This window comes from Thioalkalivibrio sp. ALE9 (assembly GCF_000377445.1).
Taxonomy (GTDB): Bacteria; Pseudomonadota; Gammaproteobacteria; order Ectothiorhodospirales; family Ectothiorhodospiraceae; genus Thioalkalivibrio.
Genome location: NZ_KB898125.1, coordinates 1 through 15,031, shown reverse-complemented (window position 1 = coordinate 15,031; position 15,031 = coordinate 1). Strand labels below are relative to the sequence as shown.

At 64.2% G+C, this 15,031-nt stretch carries 13 protein-coding genes; 10 read left to right on the top strand and 3 right to left on the bottom strand.

Annotated elements, in window-relative coordinates; all coding sequences use genetic code 11:
• Nucleotides 1-6 precede the first annotated feature (6 nt).
• Genes D106_RS0106940 through D106_RS0106915 form a run of 6 tightly spaced genes read left to right on the top strand, consistent with a single transcriptional unit; the run spans nt 7 to nt 4,805 of the window.
• Entirely contained in the window at nt 7-231 is a 225-nt protein-coding gene (locus tag D106_RS0106940) for a hypothetical protein (RefSeq protein ID WP_026279139.1), read from the top strand.
• Nucleotides 231-578, top strand: a complete 348-nt coding sequence (locus D106_RS0106935) for a gamma-butyrobetaine hydroxylase-like domain-containing protein (protein ID WP_018865559.1) — start codon at nt 231-233, stop codon at nt 576-578. The genes D106_RS0106940 and D106_RS0106935 overlap by 1 nt, the downstream gene beginning before the upstream one ends.
• Nucleotides 579-583: 5 nt before the next feature.
• Nucleotides 584-1,360: a ferredoxin--NADP reductase gene (locus D106_RS0106930; RefSeq protein ID WP_026280448.1), complete on the top strand. Its 777-nt coding sequence runs from the start codon at nt 584-586 to the stop codon at nt 1,358-1,360.
• Nucleotides 1,361-1,391: 31 nt separating this feature from the next.
• Complete coding sequence (locus tag D106_RS0106925; RefSeq protein WP_018879629.1) at nt 1,392-3,026, top strand: electron transfer flavoprotein-ubiquinone oxidoreductase; 1,635 nt, start codon at nt 1,392-1,394, stop codon at nt 3,024-3,026.
• Nucleotides 3,027-3,076: 50 nt separating this feature from the next.
• A complete protein-coding gene (locus tag D106_RS0106920) occupies nt 3,077-3,826 on the top strand; it encodes an electron transfer flavoprotein subunit beta/FixA family protein (RefSeq protein ID WP_018865562.1) in 750 nt (249 codons plus the stop codon).
• Nucleotide 3,827: 1 nt separating this feature from the next.
• Nucleotides 3,828-4,805, top strand: coding sequence for an electron transfer flavoprotein subunit alpha/FixB family protein (locus D106_RS0106915; protein WP_018865563.1), 978 nt, complete (start codon nt 3,828-3,830; stop codon nt 4,803-4,805).
• A gap of 56 nt (nt 4,806-4,861) precedes the next feature.
• On the opposite strand, the gene D106_RS0106910 is transcribed toward D106_RS0106915, so the two are convergent.
• Nucleotides 4,862-5,617, bottom strand: a complete 756-nt coding sequence (locus D106_RS0106910) for a GntR family transcriptional regulator (protein ID WP_018879628.1) — start codon at nt 5,615-5,617, stop codon at nt 4,862-4,864.
• A gap of 433 nt (nt 5,618-6,050) precedes the next feature.
• Here D106_RS0106910 and D106_RS0106905 point away from each other — a divergent pair, with 433 nt between their 5' ends.
• From D106_RS0106905 to D106_RS0106890, 4 genes are all read left to right on the top strand, one after another.
• Entirely contained in the window at nt 6,051-7,400 is a 1,350-nt protein-coding gene (locus tag D106_RS0106905) for an ABC transporter substrate-binding protein (RefSeq protein WP_018879627.1), read from the top strand.
• A gap of 280 nt (nt 7,401-7,680) precedes the next feature.
• A complete protein-coding gene (locus tag D106_RS0106900; RefSeq protein WP_018879626.1) occupies nt 7,681-8,517 on the top strand; it encodes a DMT family transporter in 837 nt (278 codons plus the stop codon).
• 430 nt (nt 8,518-8,947) lie between these two features.
• Nucleotides 8,948-9,526: a 2OG-Fe(II) oxygenase gene (locus tag D106_RS0106895; protein WP_018879625.1), complete on the top strand. Its 579-nt coding sequence runs from the start codon at nt 8,948-8,950 to the stop codon at nt 9,524-9,526.
• Between the two features lie 278 nt (nt 9,527-9,804).
• Complete coding sequence (locus D106_RS0106890; protein ID WP_026280612.1) at nt 9,805-10,794, top strand: DUF4382 domain-containing protein; 990 nt, start codon at nt 9,805-9,807, stop codon at nt 10,792-10,794.
• Between the two features lie 203 nt (nt 10,795-10,997).
• On the opposite strand, the gene D106_RS0106885 is transcribed toward D106_RS0106890, so the two are convergent.
• Together D106_RS0106885 and D106_RS0106880 are read right to left on the bottom strand one after the other, a co-directional pair.
• Complete coding sequence (locus D106_RS0106885; RefSeq protein ID WP_018879623.1) at nt 10,998-13,313, bottom strand: S8 family serine peptidase; 2,316 nt, start codon at nt 13,311-13,313, stop codon at nt 10,998-11,000.
• Nucleotides 13,314-13,761: 448 nt separating this feature from the next.
• Nucleotides 13,762-14,970: an IS256 family transposase gene (locus D106_RS0106880; protein ID WP_026280611.1), complete on the bottom strand. Its 1,209-nt coding sequence runs from the start codon at nt 14,968-14,970 to the stop codon at nt 13,762-13,764.
• Nucleotides 14,971-15,031: the final 61 nt, after the last annotated feature.

The window sequence follows — 15,031 nt, the reverse complement described above, 5'->3', positions numbered from 1 at the left end:
TTCGTTATGTCTCGCCTTGTCATTACAAGCTGGGTAACGCGTGGCGCCTTTCTCGGGGCTTGGCTGGCCGGCGTGGCCTCCATGCTGGGTGCGCGTCCGGTGGACGACCCGGATAACCCCCTGTTGTGGCCGCCGGTCACCACCCTGGTGATCGAGGAAACTGTGCTCGCCGAACTGGCTCGCACCTGTCCCGTGGAGGGCGGCCCGCTGGCCGCCGGAGGGCGCGCGTAATGAGCATGCAACCGCCGAAGGAGATCCGCCTGCAGGGGCAGGCCGGCGAGGTTCAGTTTTGCTGGCCGACCGGCGAGGTTACCTGCAAGCGTTTCGAGGCATTGCGGCTGGCGTGTCGCTGCGCCCATTGCACTCTGGCCCGGCGTCGGGACGAACCGGTGACAGACGCCACTCAAGTGGACGTGGTCGACATCGTTCCGTTCGGGGTCAGCGGGGTGCGCTTCGTGTTCTCCGATGGTCACGAGCAGGGCATCTATCCGTGGCGCTATCTGTGGGAGATCAGCGCGAGGGCCCCGGCCCATTCAACCAATGATGGAAACACAACCCGACTCGAATCTGGGAGGTAGACCCCATGGCAGCCTGTGACCCACAAGAAGTGCTGAGCGTGCACCACTGGAATGACACGTTGTTCAGCTTCAAGACCACGCGCGACCCGGGCCTGCGCTTCGAGAACGGTCATTTCGTGATGATCGGTCTCGAGGTGGAGGGCAAGCCCCTACTGCGGGCCTACAGCATCGTGAGCCCGAACCACGAGGAATACCTCGAGTTCCTGAGCATCAAGGTTCCGGACGGCCCGTTGACCTCGCGCCTGCAGCACATCAACGAGGGTGATCAGCTCCTGGTAAGCCGCAAGGCGACTGGCACGCTGGTGATCCACGATCTGCTGCCGGGCAAGAACCTGTATCTGTTCGGCACGGGCACCGGCCTCGCACCCTACATGAGCATTATCCGCGACCCGGAAACCTACGAGCGATTCGAGAAGGTGATCCTGGTCCACGGCGTGCGCTACAAAAGCGAGCTGGCCTACCAGGAATATCTGACCGAGGAGCTCCCGAACCACGAATACCTCGGCGAGCTCGCGCAGGAGCAGTTGCTCTATTACCCGACGGTCACGCGCGAGGACTTCGTTCACCAGGGCCGCATCACGGACCTGATCGAGAACGGCAAGATGGCTGAAGACCTCGGTCTGCCGCAGCTCGACCCGGAACAGGACCGCGCCATGATCTGTGGCAGCCCGGCGATGCTCGAGGACCTGTCGAACCTGCTGGATCAGATGGGCTTCACCGCCTCGCCCAAGACGGGCGTGCCGGGTGAGTACGTGATCGAGCGGGCCTTTGTCGAGCAGTAGTCCGGCGGCGCCGACTGAGCGGGAGATCACCATGGAACGCGAGCAGATCGAGATGGATGTGGTCATCGTCGGTGCGGGGCCTGCGGGCCTCGCGGCCGCGATCCGGCTGCGCCAGTTGGCGCAGGACCAGGGCCGGGACGATCTCTCGGTCTGCGTACTGGAAAAGGGGCCCGAGGTCGGGGCGCATATCCTTTCCGGTGCGGTGATCGATCCGCGCTCGCTCGACGAATTGATCCCCGACTGGCGCGATCTCGGAGCGCCGTTGAAAACGTCCGCCGTGGATGATCACTTCCTGTTGCTGCGCGAGCATGGAAGCCTGCGGCTGCCCACTCCCGGCGCACTGCGTAACGAGGGAAATTATGTGGGCTCGCTGGGCAACCTGTGCCGCTGGCTGGGCGAGCAGGCGGAGGCACTGGGGGTGGATATCTACCCGGGCTTCGCGGCGGCCGAAGTGCTGTACGACGAACAGGGTTCCGTGCGCGGTGTGGCCACCGCGGACACCGGCTTGCAGCCGGACGGTACGCCCGGCCCGCAGCACGAGCCCGGTGTGGAGATCGTGGCCGGGCGAACCCTGCTGGCGGAGGGCTGCCGTGGATCGTTGAGCCAGCAGGTGATTGCCGCCTACGAACTGGATCGAGATGCCGATCCGCAGACCTACGGTATTGGCATCAAGGAGGTCTGGGAGGTGGATGAAGCCGTCCACCGGCCGGGCACCGTGGTGCATACCGTCGGCTGGCCCCTGGACGCCAGAACCTACGGCGGCGGCTTCCTGTACCACTTCGACGAGCGCCGCGTGTCCGTGGGGTTCGTGGTCGGGCTCGATTACGCCAACCCGAACCTCTCGCCTTATCAGGAGATGCAGCGGTTCAAGACCCATCTGGAGATTCGCCGCCATCTCGAGGGCGGTCGCCGCCTGTCCTATGGTGCGCGGGCCTTGGTCGAAGGAGGGGTGCAGTCCTGCCCTAAGCTGGAATTCCCCGGCGGGATGCTGGTGGGGGATGCCGCGGGCCTGCTGAACGTGGCGCGCATCAAGGGCACCCACACCGCCATGAAGTCCGGGATGCTGGCGGCGGAGGCGGTGTTCGAGCATTGGGCGAAGGCATCAGAGCCGGCGGCGGCTACTGGCGTGGACCGGGCGCTGGCGGATTCCTGGGTCTGGTCCGAGCTTCGGCGCGCGCGCAATATCCGCCCCGCCTTCGCCCGCTGGGGATTGTGGGGCGGGCTGGCGTATGCCGCGGCAGACACCTATTTGTTCGGTGGTCGTGCGCCATGGACGTTCTCCCAGCACGCGGATCACGAGCAGCTGCAGCGCAAGTCGGAGGCCTCGCCCATCGAGTATCCGGCGCCGGACGGGGAGCTCACGTTCCCGCTGTTGTCGTCGGTGCATCTGTCGAACACCAATCACGACGAGCACCAGCCCTGCCATCTGCGGCTGCGTGATCCCGATGTCCCCATCCAGGTGAACCTGGCCGAATTCGGGGCGCCGGAGACACGCTACTGCCCAGCCGGGGTGTACGAGATTGTCGATGGCGACCAGGGGCCGCGCCTGCAGATCAACGCAGCCAACTGCGTGCACTGCAAGACCTGTGACATCAAGGACCCTACCCAGAATATCCAGTGGCAGGTACCGCAAGGCGGCGAGGGCCCGATCTATTCGGGCATGTAGGCCGCATCGAGGCCGATTGCCGGGCCGCAAAGTCAACGGGAGTGAATGCGATGAAAGTACTGGTCGGCGTAAAACGCGTGATCGATTACAACGTGAACATCCGCGTGAAGTCGGATGGGAGCGGTGTCGAGACTGAAAATGTCCGGATGTCCGCCAATCCCTTCGACGAGATTGCGCTGGAGGAGGCCGTACGCCTGAAAGAGGCTGGCATCTGCAGCGAATTGCTGGCGGTGACGGTGGGTGACGAGGCCAGTCAGGAGGTTCTGCGCAGCGCCCTGGCAATGGGCGCGGACCGCGCGATCCGGATCGATGTGCCGGAATCGCCGCAGCCCCTGAACGTGGCCGCGTTACTGGCCGCGGTCGCGCGCGAGGAAGCCGTCGACCTGGTGCTTCTTGGCAAGCAGGCGATCGACGATGACGCCAACCAGACCGGGCAGATGACCGCTGCATTGCTCGGCTGGCCCCAGGGTACCTTCGCGTCCGAGTTGACCATCGAAGAGGGCCGGGCGCGGGTAGCACGCGAGATCGATGGCGGGCAGCAGACCGTTGAACTGGACCTGCCTGCCGTGGTGACAGCGGACCTGCGACTCAACGAGCCCCGGTTCGTGAAGCTGCCCGCGATGATGAAGGCGAAGAAACGCCCCATCGAGGAGCGCACGCCCGAGGCCCTGGGCGTGGATATGCGTCCGCGGGTGGAGCGGGTCAAGGTTTCCGAGCCCGTTCCCCGCGAGGCGGGTGTGAAGGTCGCGGACGTGGACGAACTGCTGGACAAGCTGCGCAACGAAGCGGGGGTGATCTGAGATGGCGAACACGATACTGGTTGTAGCGGAGACGGCAGGGGAGACACTGGCCGCCAGCACCTTGTCCACCCTGACGGCCGCCCGCGAACTGGACGGTCCCATCGACGTCCTGGTAGCGGGTGCACGCCCCGCGGCGGCGGCCGAAAGCCTCGCCTCGATGGCCGGGGTCCGCCGTGTGCTGGTTGCCGAGGCGCCTCATCTGGCAGGCGGCCTTGCTGAGGATCTTTCCGGGTTGGTGGCTGGACATGTCGAGCACTACAGTCATGTGCTGGCGCCCGCCACCACGTTCGGGAAAAACCTGCTCCCCCGGGTGGCGGCGCTGGTCGACATCCAGATGGTCTCGGATGTCACCGTGATCGAGGACGCGGAGACGTTCGTGCACCCGATCTACGCGGGCAATGCCAACGAAACCTTGCGAGTGCTGGAGCCGCACAAGTTGCTGACCATACGCCCGACTGCGTTCGCCAAAGAGGTAGTGGGCGGCGGTGAGGCCCAGCTTGAACGCATTGACGTCGGTGAGACCCTGGCCCAGTCCCGCGAGGTCGAACTCCAACTCGACGAGTCGGACCGGCCGCAACTGGAATCCTCCGGGATCGTCGTTTCCGGGGGGCGAGCCTTCGGCAGCCTGGAGAAATTCCGTCTGCTGGAGGAACTGGCAGCGGATCTGAACGCCGCCGTGGGCGCCTCGCGGGCAGCCGTGGATGCCGGTTATGCCCCCAACGACTGCCAGGTGGGACAGACCGGCAAGGTGGTCGCACCGGAGCTGTACATTGCGGTGGGCATCTCCGGCGCCATTCAGCACCTCGCCGGCATGACCGGATCCAAGGTCATCGTCGCCATCAACAAGGACCCGGATGCCCCGATCTTCGGCGTGGCCGACTACGGCCTGGTCGGCGACCTGTTCGATATCCTGCCGGAGCTCCACGAGAAGATCCGGCAGCTGCGAAGCGAGCCGGCACCCGGTCTGGCAGAAGCTTGAGTCGTGTCCTGGCGGGGTAACCGGCGCGTACAGTGGCGGTTACCCCACGGGATCGGTTACGAACGATCGATCTCGAATCGATACTTGAACGAGTCGCCACTGAAAAACAGAAACTCGTAGTCGATGGGCCGTCCGGAGCGATCGTGGGTTAGACGTTCCACCTGCAGAACCGGGTCGGCTGCCGACAGGCCCAGCTCCTTCTGTACTTCGTTGTTCGCGAGCCCGGCATCGATGCTGATGTTGGCTGCACCCAGCGGGATGCCCGAGAGGTTCTCCAGGATCGGGAAGATGTCGCCCGAAAGATCCTGATTGAACAAGGGGCGCCCCACATCCAATGGGAAATAGCTGATCTCCAGTGAAACCGGCACCCGGTTCAGGTAGCGCACCCGCTTCACTTCGACCACCGAGCCGCTTGTTGCACCCCCGAGGTCGAGTGCGTCGCGCACATTCTTGGGCGGGACCATTTCTTCGATTGAAACCACCCGCGCCGTTGCTTCGTAGCCCTGGGCCGCCATGGCCTCGCCAAAGCCTTCCAGGCGCCGCACGTTCTGCACCGCCTTCGGCTTGCTGACAAAACTGCCCTTGCCCTGTGAGCTGAAGATCAGGCCTTCGTTGTGCAGGTCACGCAGTGCCTGACGAATGGTAATGCGGCTGACGCCGAACCGTCGGGTGAGTTCGCTCTCGGATGGGAGCTTCTGGTGCGGCTGGTAGGTGCCGTCGAGGATCCTTTGGCGCAATGTTTCCTTGATCTGGACATACAGGGGCTGCGGGGATTCCTGAAGCGTTTGGCGGTCCGGGGTGCTGGATTCCATGGGCGCGTCTCGTTCCTCGATTCAACTCATCATATCGTGTCATAGAAGGAGTGAGATGGGTAGGGGAACGGACGGTTTGGCTGAGCGAAGTCGGCCGCGGGGTGCCGAATACGGCAGGTGTATTGCTTGTCATGATTGCTGGCGTTCACAGCCGTTATCCGGCACTCCAATCGCGCAGGGATTCCCCAGGTTGGGGCGGTGACGGGCATGGCGGCGGAAGCCGAGGTATTCCTTATTGAAGAATAAAACTCAAGGAAAACAGAAAGGTGCGGATTGTTTTCCCTCGATTGCGGAGTGCGGCACGGAATCTGCTGCGTATCCGGTAGATCAGTCATGGCCTGTTAGTACAGGCAAGTCCCCGAGCCGGGTCTAGTCGGCTGATCAAACGTTGGATGCGCCATTTTGGCGGACACTTAATTTTGGGAGAAGAACCATGCGTTGGAAGCCAATCGTTGCCGGTGTAGCAATCGCGGCCTTTTCCGGGGCCGCGGTGGCCGAGACGATCCAGATCCGGGTCGGGCACCAGAGTCAGGTCACCAATACGGTATCGGGCGGGGTCGTCATCGAACGCCTGCGTCTATTCGAGGAACACTTGCCAACCGATGGCAGATACGAAGATGTCGATTTCGTCGTCCAGTACGCCGACTTCGACTCCGGTCCGCCGATTACCAACCGAATGATCGCCGGGCAGCTCGAGTTCGGGGTCATGGGCGACTACCCGCTAATCGTGAACGGCGCGACCTTCCAGAATACTGGTCGTGCCGAGTCCTTGTTCGTTGCCATGACTGGGTACAACGCCCGCGGTACGGGTAATGGCATTGTGGTTCCAGTCGATTCCCCTGCGCAGAGTCTGTCGGATCTCGCCGGCCAGCAGCTTTCGACGCCGTTCGGCAGTGCCGCCTGGGGTATGACCCTGGATGCGCTGAGCCAGGCCGGTATCCTGGATGACATCCAGCTTCGCGACCAGGGGCCACCGGTCGGGGTAGCGAATATCCGTACGGGTAACATCGATGCTCATTCGAACTTCACCCCGTGGTCCGAGGTGATGGAGTATCGCGGGTTTGGCCGTAAGGTCTTCGACGGTAGCGAAGTCGGCCAGCCGACGTTCCATGGGACCGTGGTCCGTGACGACTTCGCGGAAGAGCATCCGCGTGTGGTTGAGGCGTACATTGCAGCCACGATGGAGGCGCAGGACTGGATCATGGAAGACCCCATGCGGGCGGCGACCAAGCTGGAAGAGTGGACCACGATCGAGAAAGAGGTCCTGTACCTGTACTTCAGCGAGGGCGGCATTACGTCGGTCGATCCGACCCTGAAACCCGAGTGGGTGGACGCGCTGAAGTATCACCATGCGACGCTGCAGCGGGAGCGTTCGGTCCCCGAACTGGACTTTGACCGCTGGGTGGACGACAGCTTCGTGCGAGCCGTCTACGAGGCTCAAGGCAAGGACTACGAGGAGCAGCTGGGCAAGATCACCCGATCCGAACCGGGCGCGCCCGGACTTCCGCCGGCCGAGGTCTGGTTCGCCGAAGAAGGCATTATCAAGTACGACTCCATTGGCGAGATGCTGGCCGCGGTCGAAGAGGTCGAGGAGTCAGGTTCCGACGAGGTTCGTGCGACGTATGTCTACGACCACGGCACGGGCCTCAAGCTGTTCGGCCACGTGGCGTCGTTCGTGGAAACCGAGGACGACTACGTCGCGTTCATGCGGGCCGGTGACGCCGAGGAATATGCCAGCGAGAACGGTGGCACCACTGTCGAACTGGCCGCCCTTCGTTACTAGGGTTCTATCCATGTAGCGGGTTATCCGACTCGCTTGTCTGAGGAAGCCATGGCCGCTCCGATCGGCCATGGCTTTTTTCCTGAAACGGGGCCGGCTGTCGCATTCGCAACGATGAAGCCGAGGGAGCAATCCAGCCTCTGTGCCCCACTGAACTCGCGGTGCGATTTTCGGCACCATGCCCTGCTCGTCACGCAACCGCTCGGGTTGCTCGGCCACCGCCGCCTCCCTCGGGGTATGGATGCATCGCATCCTCCTGTCAGATAGAAGGAATCCGACGCCGATGCCGGTGCGCTTAGCAACGCTGATGTCAGTAGCGCTCGTAGCGTTCGCCGCCAATTCCATCCTGACGCGTGCCGCGTTCACCTCGACGTCCATTGATCCGGTCAGCTTTACCGCGATCCGGCTTGTCTCCGGAGCGATCATGCTGTGGCTGATCGTTCGGGCCCAGCCGACCCTTCCAGAAGGACGGGGCAGTTGGGGGTCAGCGCTCGCACTCTTCGTGTACGCCATCGGGTTTTCGTTCGCCTACATTTCCCTGACCGCGGCGACCGGAGCGCTGCTGCTGTTCGGCGCGGTCCAGGTGACCATGGTCAGTTGGTATCTGGCGGCCGGCGCACGATTGACGTCTCGCCAATGGATAGGCTTCGCCCTGGCTTTAGCAGGACTCATCTGGTTGCTGTCGCCCGGGCTCTCGGCACCGTCCCCGATTCCTGCTGCATTAATGATCGTGGCCGGCTTCGCTTGGGGTGTCTACACGCTGCGGGCGAGTGGCAGTGGCGATCCGACCCGGGTCACGGCATCCAACTTCCTCCTGGCGAGCTTGCCTGCGCTGGTCCTGGCGGTGGCTTTCAGTCCAGGCGCCGTCGTGGACATTCCGGGTGCACTACTGGCCGCGGCGTCGGGCGCCCTGGCCTCCGGTCTGGGATATGCGGTCTGGTACGCCGCGCTCAAGCTCATTCGGACCTCCACCGCTGCGGTTGCCCAGCTGAGCGTGCCGGTGATCACCGCCATTGCAGGGATCGGCCTCCTCGCGGAGCCGTTGACCCTGCGTCTGGTGTTCGCCGGCATTGTCGTGTTGGGTGGTATTGCGCTGGTGGTCGTAAAGCCGAAGAGCTGAAGACCGATGTTCGGCAACGTCGGAGAACGCGACGTCAGGCGGCATTGGATCTGCCGATGACGTCCTGGCTCAGGAAAATCGGAATGACCTCGTCGGCGGTTGTCATTATTTCGCCCCGTTCTGGTGTATAAGCAAGTCTTTTATTGGATAGCGCGTTGGCAGGGGGCCTCGGCGCTTTCGACCCGCCGTTCCGGCGGCTGCCGCATACCGAACACGGTAGGCGTCTCAAATTACTGATCGCGCATCCCCGTGCGATGTTGGATGAGGCTACAAGGGCTTGAAAACTGAACTGGTGATCCCCGCTCCCGAGAGAACCACTCCGCCAAGCACGGTGTCCGGGGCTGTACTTCCTGCGGCAATGCTGGGGGAGGGGGCACTCGGAGATACTTCCGTTCCCGACTGGTTGTATGGGCTCGGCGCTGGCGAGCCCGTGGTCTGGCCCGATTTCCTGCCAGCGGACACGGTCGATGCGCTGCATGACGAGGTCTACGCGCTGCGTGATGCCGCGCAGCTGGCGCAGGCGCGGATCGGTCGGGGGGGCGAGCGCCATCGCGACCGGGCCACCCGCGGTGACTGGATCCACTGGCTGGATGGTGCCAGCCCGGCCCAGCAGGCATTTATGGAGCGCCTGGATGCGATCCGGCTGCAGGTGAGCCGGTCGCTGATCCCGGGATTGTTCGAGACCGAATCGCACTTTGCCCTGTACCCGCCAGGCACCCATTACGCCCGGCATGTGGATGCCTTCCAGGCCGGTAACTGCCGCCGGCTGTCACTTGTGTTCTACCTCAACCGCGACTGGCACGAGCAGGACGGCGGCCAGCTCGCGATCTATGACGATGCCGGCCGTGAGTGCCAGCGCATCCAGCCCACGGCCGGCACCCTGGTGATGTTCCTCAGCCAGAGCGTGCCGCACGCGGTCCTGCCCACGCGGCGCTGGCGCGCCAGCATCGCCTCCTGGATGCGCGTGCGCGAGCTTGCCAACCCGTTGTCCAGTCTCGACCGCTTCTGAAGGCCCCGGGCCTGGGTCGCGCCCCCAGGGGCGCGCTGGCGAACTGACCAGCCTTGCCCAGGCGGGTTGCTGCAACGGGGCAGTCGGCTTGCGGTGATGCACTGCGTCTGGCCTCTTGGTCGGTTGTGCGAGTGGAAAAGGCCCAACCGGTCACGGGAGCGAACCCAGTCCTGTGACCGGTTTCAGGTTTTCCCTGTCCGCCATCCGTCTATTCCTCCATCGACTCCGACCAACTGGCTAGACTTGTACCGGACGTTACTGGCTGAAGGGAGGCTGCGATGAACAAGATTGGCAATTTTACGCGTTTGGTGGGTTTGGGGATCGCGACTGCGGGGCTCGTTGCCTGCGGTGGCGGCAGTAGTGACGGGAGCAGCAGCGGTGGCGGCACCGGACAGATGAGTCTGGCCGTCACGGATGCACCGGTCGATTCGGCCAGCCGGGTGGTGGTCCGCTTCACCCATGTCGAGCTACAGCCCTCCGACGGCGAGCGCATTCGCATTGATTTGGGTGAGGACGAATCCGTTCGCGAGATCGATTTGCTCGCGCTGCAAGGCGAAGACTACGAGTTCCTTTTCGAGGATGAAGAAGTCCCCGCAGGTGATTACGAATGGATCCGTTTTTATCTGGAACCCGAAGAGGGCGCCAGTTCACCCCCGCTTTCCAATTTCGCGACCAGCTCGTTCATCGAGTTCGTGGATGACTACCGCGAGAATCTGACCATCCCCGGCGGGCTGCAAGCAGGATTGCAGCTGTCCAGTGGTTTCAGCGTCGCGGACGGTGAGGAGGTGTCGTTCACCGTCGACTTTGACCTGCGCAAGGCAATCCGCGAAGACCCCCAATTTGAGGGCTACCACCGGATGCGGCGCTCGTTGCGCCTGGTGGACAACCGCGAAGCGGGTGCCATCACGGGAACCGTGGATCCAGACCGCCTCCCTGCGGACTTCACCTGCGAGGAGCGTGAAGAGGGGCTGCACGCCTGTCCGGGCGCGGCGGTTTATGTTTTCGAGGGTCTCGATCGGGAGCCGCGCGATCTCCGTGATGACGACGACGATGCGGTCACCACGGCCAATGTCCATTACCGCCATGTCGAGGCGACCGGTGACTGGGAGTACCGCTACACCGCAGGCTTCCTGGAGGCAGGCGACTATACGGTGGCGCTGACCTTCCAGGCCGACGAAGACGATCCGGAGGCCGCCACGCCCATCGACTTTGTCGATCAGGCCAACGCCGAAGTCGAGGCAGGCGAGACCACGGAAGTGAACTTCTAGGTCCGGTTCTCCGTTGTGCAGGACAGGGAAGGGGCCTCGGCGATCGCCCTGGGCCCTTTTTTTGGGCGCGAGGCCCGGTCACGGGCGCGATCCACGAAGCGGCTGGTCACGCGGAGCTTCATGTGACTCCGGGTAGATCGGAGACCCACTGGCGCGAGTGAAGCGTGCCGTCAATAGGAAGCAGGACTAAATGATAGGCAGGTCTACAGGGAGAAGCCTCCGTCGGTGAAGGGGCGCCAGGCGATTTCGAAGTCGAGGCCGGTGCGGTCGCTGTCCAGCAGAAATGTCTCACCGGCTCCATGCCGGGGCCATTCGCCACAGGCGTCCGCGCCGGAACAGATCTGTCCCTCACCCGCGATATTGGTGCCGGCAACGACGCGATAGTCACCCGCGGGTACCCCCTCGAAACGGTAGTGGTAGGCCCCGTGTGCCGGTTCCAGTGTGGTCTGCGCGACGACGCGGTCGTCCCGGTCAAGCAGCAGTACGTACACCTGTCCCACCGTGTCGCGTTCCGGGGCGCGCTCGGCGACCTGGATGCCGATCGGGATGTCCCGCTGGTCGCCTCCTTCCGCAGTAACGCGAACGCGGGATTCGTAGTTCCCGGGGGGCAGGGTGTCGCGCTGTCCCTGGGCGCGGTACAGGCCTAGGCCGTCTTCGGTTACGTCGTGTGGCTGGAGGGTCGCCCAGGGAGCCTGCGGGCTGATGTCCTCGATCCGCAGCGCGCCATCGCCCCCGTTGCGTAGCCGAAGGTCCAGGCGGGTTCCGGTGAACCCGAAGTCCAGGACGTTCGGGGTCGCCGAGATCCGGGGCGCCAGTTCTCCCGCGCCGGCACGAGCCGCGATCGCCTGGACGGCTCGATATGCGTCGATCTCGCCCCAGCCGGTCTCCGGGTCCCATCCCTCGGGTCTCAGGTCTCGGGTCAGTTCGCCTGCTTCCAGCAACTCCAGGAGTAACCCAGGCGAGAGTTCCGGGTTGATCCCACGGCCCAGTGCCAGGACGCCGGACACGACCGCCGTGGACATTGAGGTGCCCAGGAGGAATTCGTAGTCCGATTCAAGCGTTCCAGACGGGCTCTCCTGCACCCAGGTGCTCAGGATGCCGTCTTCACGTGGACAGGAACCACCCCCGGGGGCCACCAGGTCCAGACGGGGACCGTAGTTGCTGTACCAGGCGCGTTCGGAATTGCGGTTAGTCGCGCCCACCGCAACCACCGATTCGTATGCCGCGGGGTAGCCGACCTCTGCGCGGCCATCGTTGCCCGAGGCCGCGATCACCAGGATGCCGAGCTCGCGCACCTCCTGAAAGAGTTCGTCGGCCACCTCGCTGTACCCGCCGCCGCCAAGGCTCAGGTTGATGATGTCGGCCGTCTGTTCGGGCACGGTTCCGGAATCGTTCTCGAGCCCGGCCGCGTAACGAATCCCCTGGAGCGTATCGTTCAGGGTCCCGGTGTTGTTCAGTGTCCATACGGGCAGGAGATCGACGCCCCAGGAGATACCGGCGACGCCGAGACTGTTGTGGCTGGTCGCCCCGATGATTCCGGTCACGTGCGTACCATGCCAGGAACGCTCTTCGTCGCAGGTGCTGTCGGCCGGGTCGCAGGCAAACCGCTGCGTGGGGAATAGTCGGTCTGCGTCCAGGTCCTCGTGCTCGCGATAGACACCGGTATCGATGACGGCCACGACCACCTCTGCGTCCGGTGCCTGGCCGGTGGTGATGTCCCAGGCCTGCGGCAGGTTGATGGCCTCGTGGAACCATTGCTGGTGCCAGCGGGGATCGTTCGGTGTGAGCAGGGGCTTGAGCCGGTAGTTGGGCGAGGCCGAGGCGATGTCCGGTTGCGCCCGCAGCGCCTTGATGACGCGCAGGGTGTCATGGCGGGCGGCGTGGTCCGGGGTCTTCCAGCCCAAAGCGGGCGAGATGGACGGTGCGGAAAGGCCCAGGGTGCTGATCACCGCTTCCGCGTGGCCCTCCGGGATCCGCCAGAGCTGCTCCCGCCCCGGCGCCCCGGAGACTTGCTGCAGGCCCATGTCGGCGGGAGTTTTTACCAGCGCGGAGGGGCGAATCTCACGGGTTCGGCGCACCAGGACTTCCCCAGGCACGAAGTCATCCGCGACACGCAGGCTTGCCGCATGCAGCGGATCCAGCATGGACGAGGTGTCCAGGCGCAAACGGTACGCCGACTGTCCCGAGAAGGCCTTCACTTCCACGAAGTACTCGCCTGGCTCCGGGACGACCACGCGCTCGAAGCCGTCGAGACCAATGGAGGCATCCACCAGCCTCCCGTCTTCATTGATCAGGTACAGGTCCAGATCGGCCCGTGCGGGATCCGGGAACTCCAGCAAGGCCTGGTCACCCGCTTCGAACTCGGCCACGAACACATCAGTCGGGTCGTCCTGTTCGTCCACGAAGCCGCCAATGATGGCGGGCATGCGCACCGGCTGTGCTGTGGTGAGACGGTCATTGCCGGAGCTCGGGCTTTCGGGATCGTTTGTATCCGAATCCACATGATGCAGGGCTTGCACCTCGATGCTGCCGGCGACGACAAATCCCTCGCCCCCTGCGCTGGACGACCCGCCGCCCCCGCAACCGGTCGTCAGCAGCGCTATCCCGAGTACCCAGGCAAGCCCGATCTGGCGTATCCGGCTGTTCGCCTTGTTTCGAGGGAGAGAGATGCGGCCGCAAGTTGCTTGGTGTGGAGGATTCACTTGGATGTTTCCTGAACGTATCTTCTGGATACCCGGTGGTTAGGCGGCATGGTTCCGTTGCTGCGAGGCAAGGAGTGTACTTGGGTTACGCGTTGCCCGAACAGGCAAGGTTGGACTCGCCGACTCCCTGTGCGCCGCACAGGGCTGTCCGGACAAGGGGCTGTGTCCTCGCCGATCACCCGGCGGGCGGCAATCCCGCCAGTATGGGTTGTGTGCGTCAAGTTGTGCAGAAGTGAGTGGGCCATGTTCGGTTGGTCGGTATGGCTCAGGCGGCCTCGGCCTGCCTCAGCAGGATCTTCTTGTGCTCTTTGAGCAGATCCATGTTCAGGTAGCGGTTGTCCTCCAGCCAGCCTTCGTGGATTTCGACGGCCAGGGCCCGTACCAGGCGTAGACAGCTGTGGGTGTTGGGGAAGATCCGGACCACCCGGGTCCGGCGCCGGATCTCCTCGTTCAGCCGCTCGAGCATGTTGGTGCTCTTCATGTGCTTGTGATGGGCCCGCGGCAGGCGGTAGAACGTCAACGTCTCCTGGATGTTGTCTTCCACCCAGTCGCACAGGCGGGGATACTTCGCCTGCCAGCGCTCCAGCCAGGCCGCCAGATCGCGCTGGGCCTCGGTCAGATCCCGGCGGTCGTAGAGCCAGCGCAGCTCTTGCAGGCAGTCGTCGTCGGCCTTGCGCGGCAGGTGGTCCAGGGCGTTGCGCAGGAAGTGCACATAGCAGCGCTGCCATACCGCTTCCGGGAGGATCTCCAGGATGGCCCGGCGCAGCCCTGCGTGCTCGTCGCTGACCACCCGTTCGACCCCGTTCAGCCCGCGCTCGCGTAGCCGCTCCAGGAAGGCGCGCCAGCTGCTCGCGCTCTCGCGACTGGCCAGCTCCACCCCCAGCACCTGACGCCGGCCCTCCCAGTTGACACCGATAGCGATCAGTACCGCCTGGGACCGGATCACACCGCCCTCGCGGACCTTCTCGTAGCGCGCGTCCAGGATCAGATAGGGGCAGGGCTCCTCCAGGCGCCGCGACGCGAACTCCGCCAGGCGGCCGTCCAGCCCCCGGTTGATGGTCGAGATCGCCGAGGCCGAGAACCCGTGATCGCACAACTCCTCGGTGATGGCCTTGACCTTGCGCGTCGACACGCCCTGGACATACATCTCCATCAGGGCCGAGACCAGCGCCTTCTCCGAGCGCTGATAGCGCTCGAACAGGCTGGTGGAGAACTGGCCGTTGCGGTCCCGGGGGACCCGCAACTCCAGCTTGCCCACGCGCGTGATCAGGGTGCGCGGGTAGTACCCGGCCCGGTAGCCCAGGCGGCCCTCGGTGCGCTCGCCCGGTGCCGCCTGGAGCTGGTCGCTCATCTCGGCCTCCAGGACCTGCTGGACCGCCTCGCGCACCAGCGTGCGCATCAGTTCCTCGTCTGTCCCCAATAACGCTCGCAGTGACGTGCGATCCGCAGTAGCCTGGCTCTTGTGAGTGGTCATGGTCTCGCCCTCCTTGAGGGGTTCCGGTGGTCGCTAACCAACCCGAATACCATGGCCGCTC

Excerpts from the sequence above, each read along its gene's own strand:
- D106_RS0106940 (WP_026279139.1), top strand. The coding sequence starts at position 7 with ATGTCTCGCCTTGTCATTACAAGCTGGGTAACGCGTGGCGCCTTTCTC.
- D106_RS0106935 (WP_018865559.1), top strand. The coding sequence starts at position 231 with ATGAGCATGCAACCGCCGAAGGAGATCCGCCTGCAGGGGCAGGCCGGC.
- D106_RS0106930 (WP_026280448.1), top strand. The coding sequence starts at position 584 with ATGGCAGCCTGTGACCCACAAGAAGTGCTGAGCGTGCACCACTGGAAT.
- D106_RS0106925 (WP_018879629.1), top strand. The coding sequence starts at position 1,392 with ATGGAACGCGAGCAGATCGAGATGGATGTGGTCATCGTCGGTGCGGGG.
- D106_RS0106920 (WP_018865562.1), top strand. The coding sequence starts at position 3,077 with ATGAAAGTACTGGTCGGCGTAAAACGCGTGATCGATTACAACGTGAAC.
- D106_RS0106915 (WP_018865563.1), top strand. The coding sequence starts at position 3,828 with ATGGCGAACACGATACTGGTTGTAGCGGAGACGGCAGGGGAGACACTG.
- D106_RS0106910 (WP_018879628.1), bottom strand. The coding sequence starts at position 5,617 with ATGGAATCCAGCACCCCGGACCGCCAAACGCTTCAGGAATCCCCGCAG.
- D106_RS0106905 (WP_018879627.1), top strand. The coding sequence starts at position 6,051 with ATGCGTTGGAAGCCAATCGTTGCCGGTGTAGCAATCGCGGCCTTTTCC.
- D106_RS0106900 (WP_018879626.1), top strand. The coding sequence starts at position 7,681 with ATGCCGGTGCGCTTAGCAACGCTGATGTCAGTAGCGCTCGTAGCGTTC.
- D106_RS0106890 (WP_026280612.1), top strand. The coding sequence starts at position 9,805 with ATGAACAAGATTGGCAATTTTACGCGTTTGGTGGGTTTGGGGATCGCG.
- D106_RS0106880 (WP_026280611.1), bottom strand. The coding sequence starts at position 14,970 with ATGACCACTCACAAGAGCCAGGCTACTGCGGATCGCACGTCACTGCGA.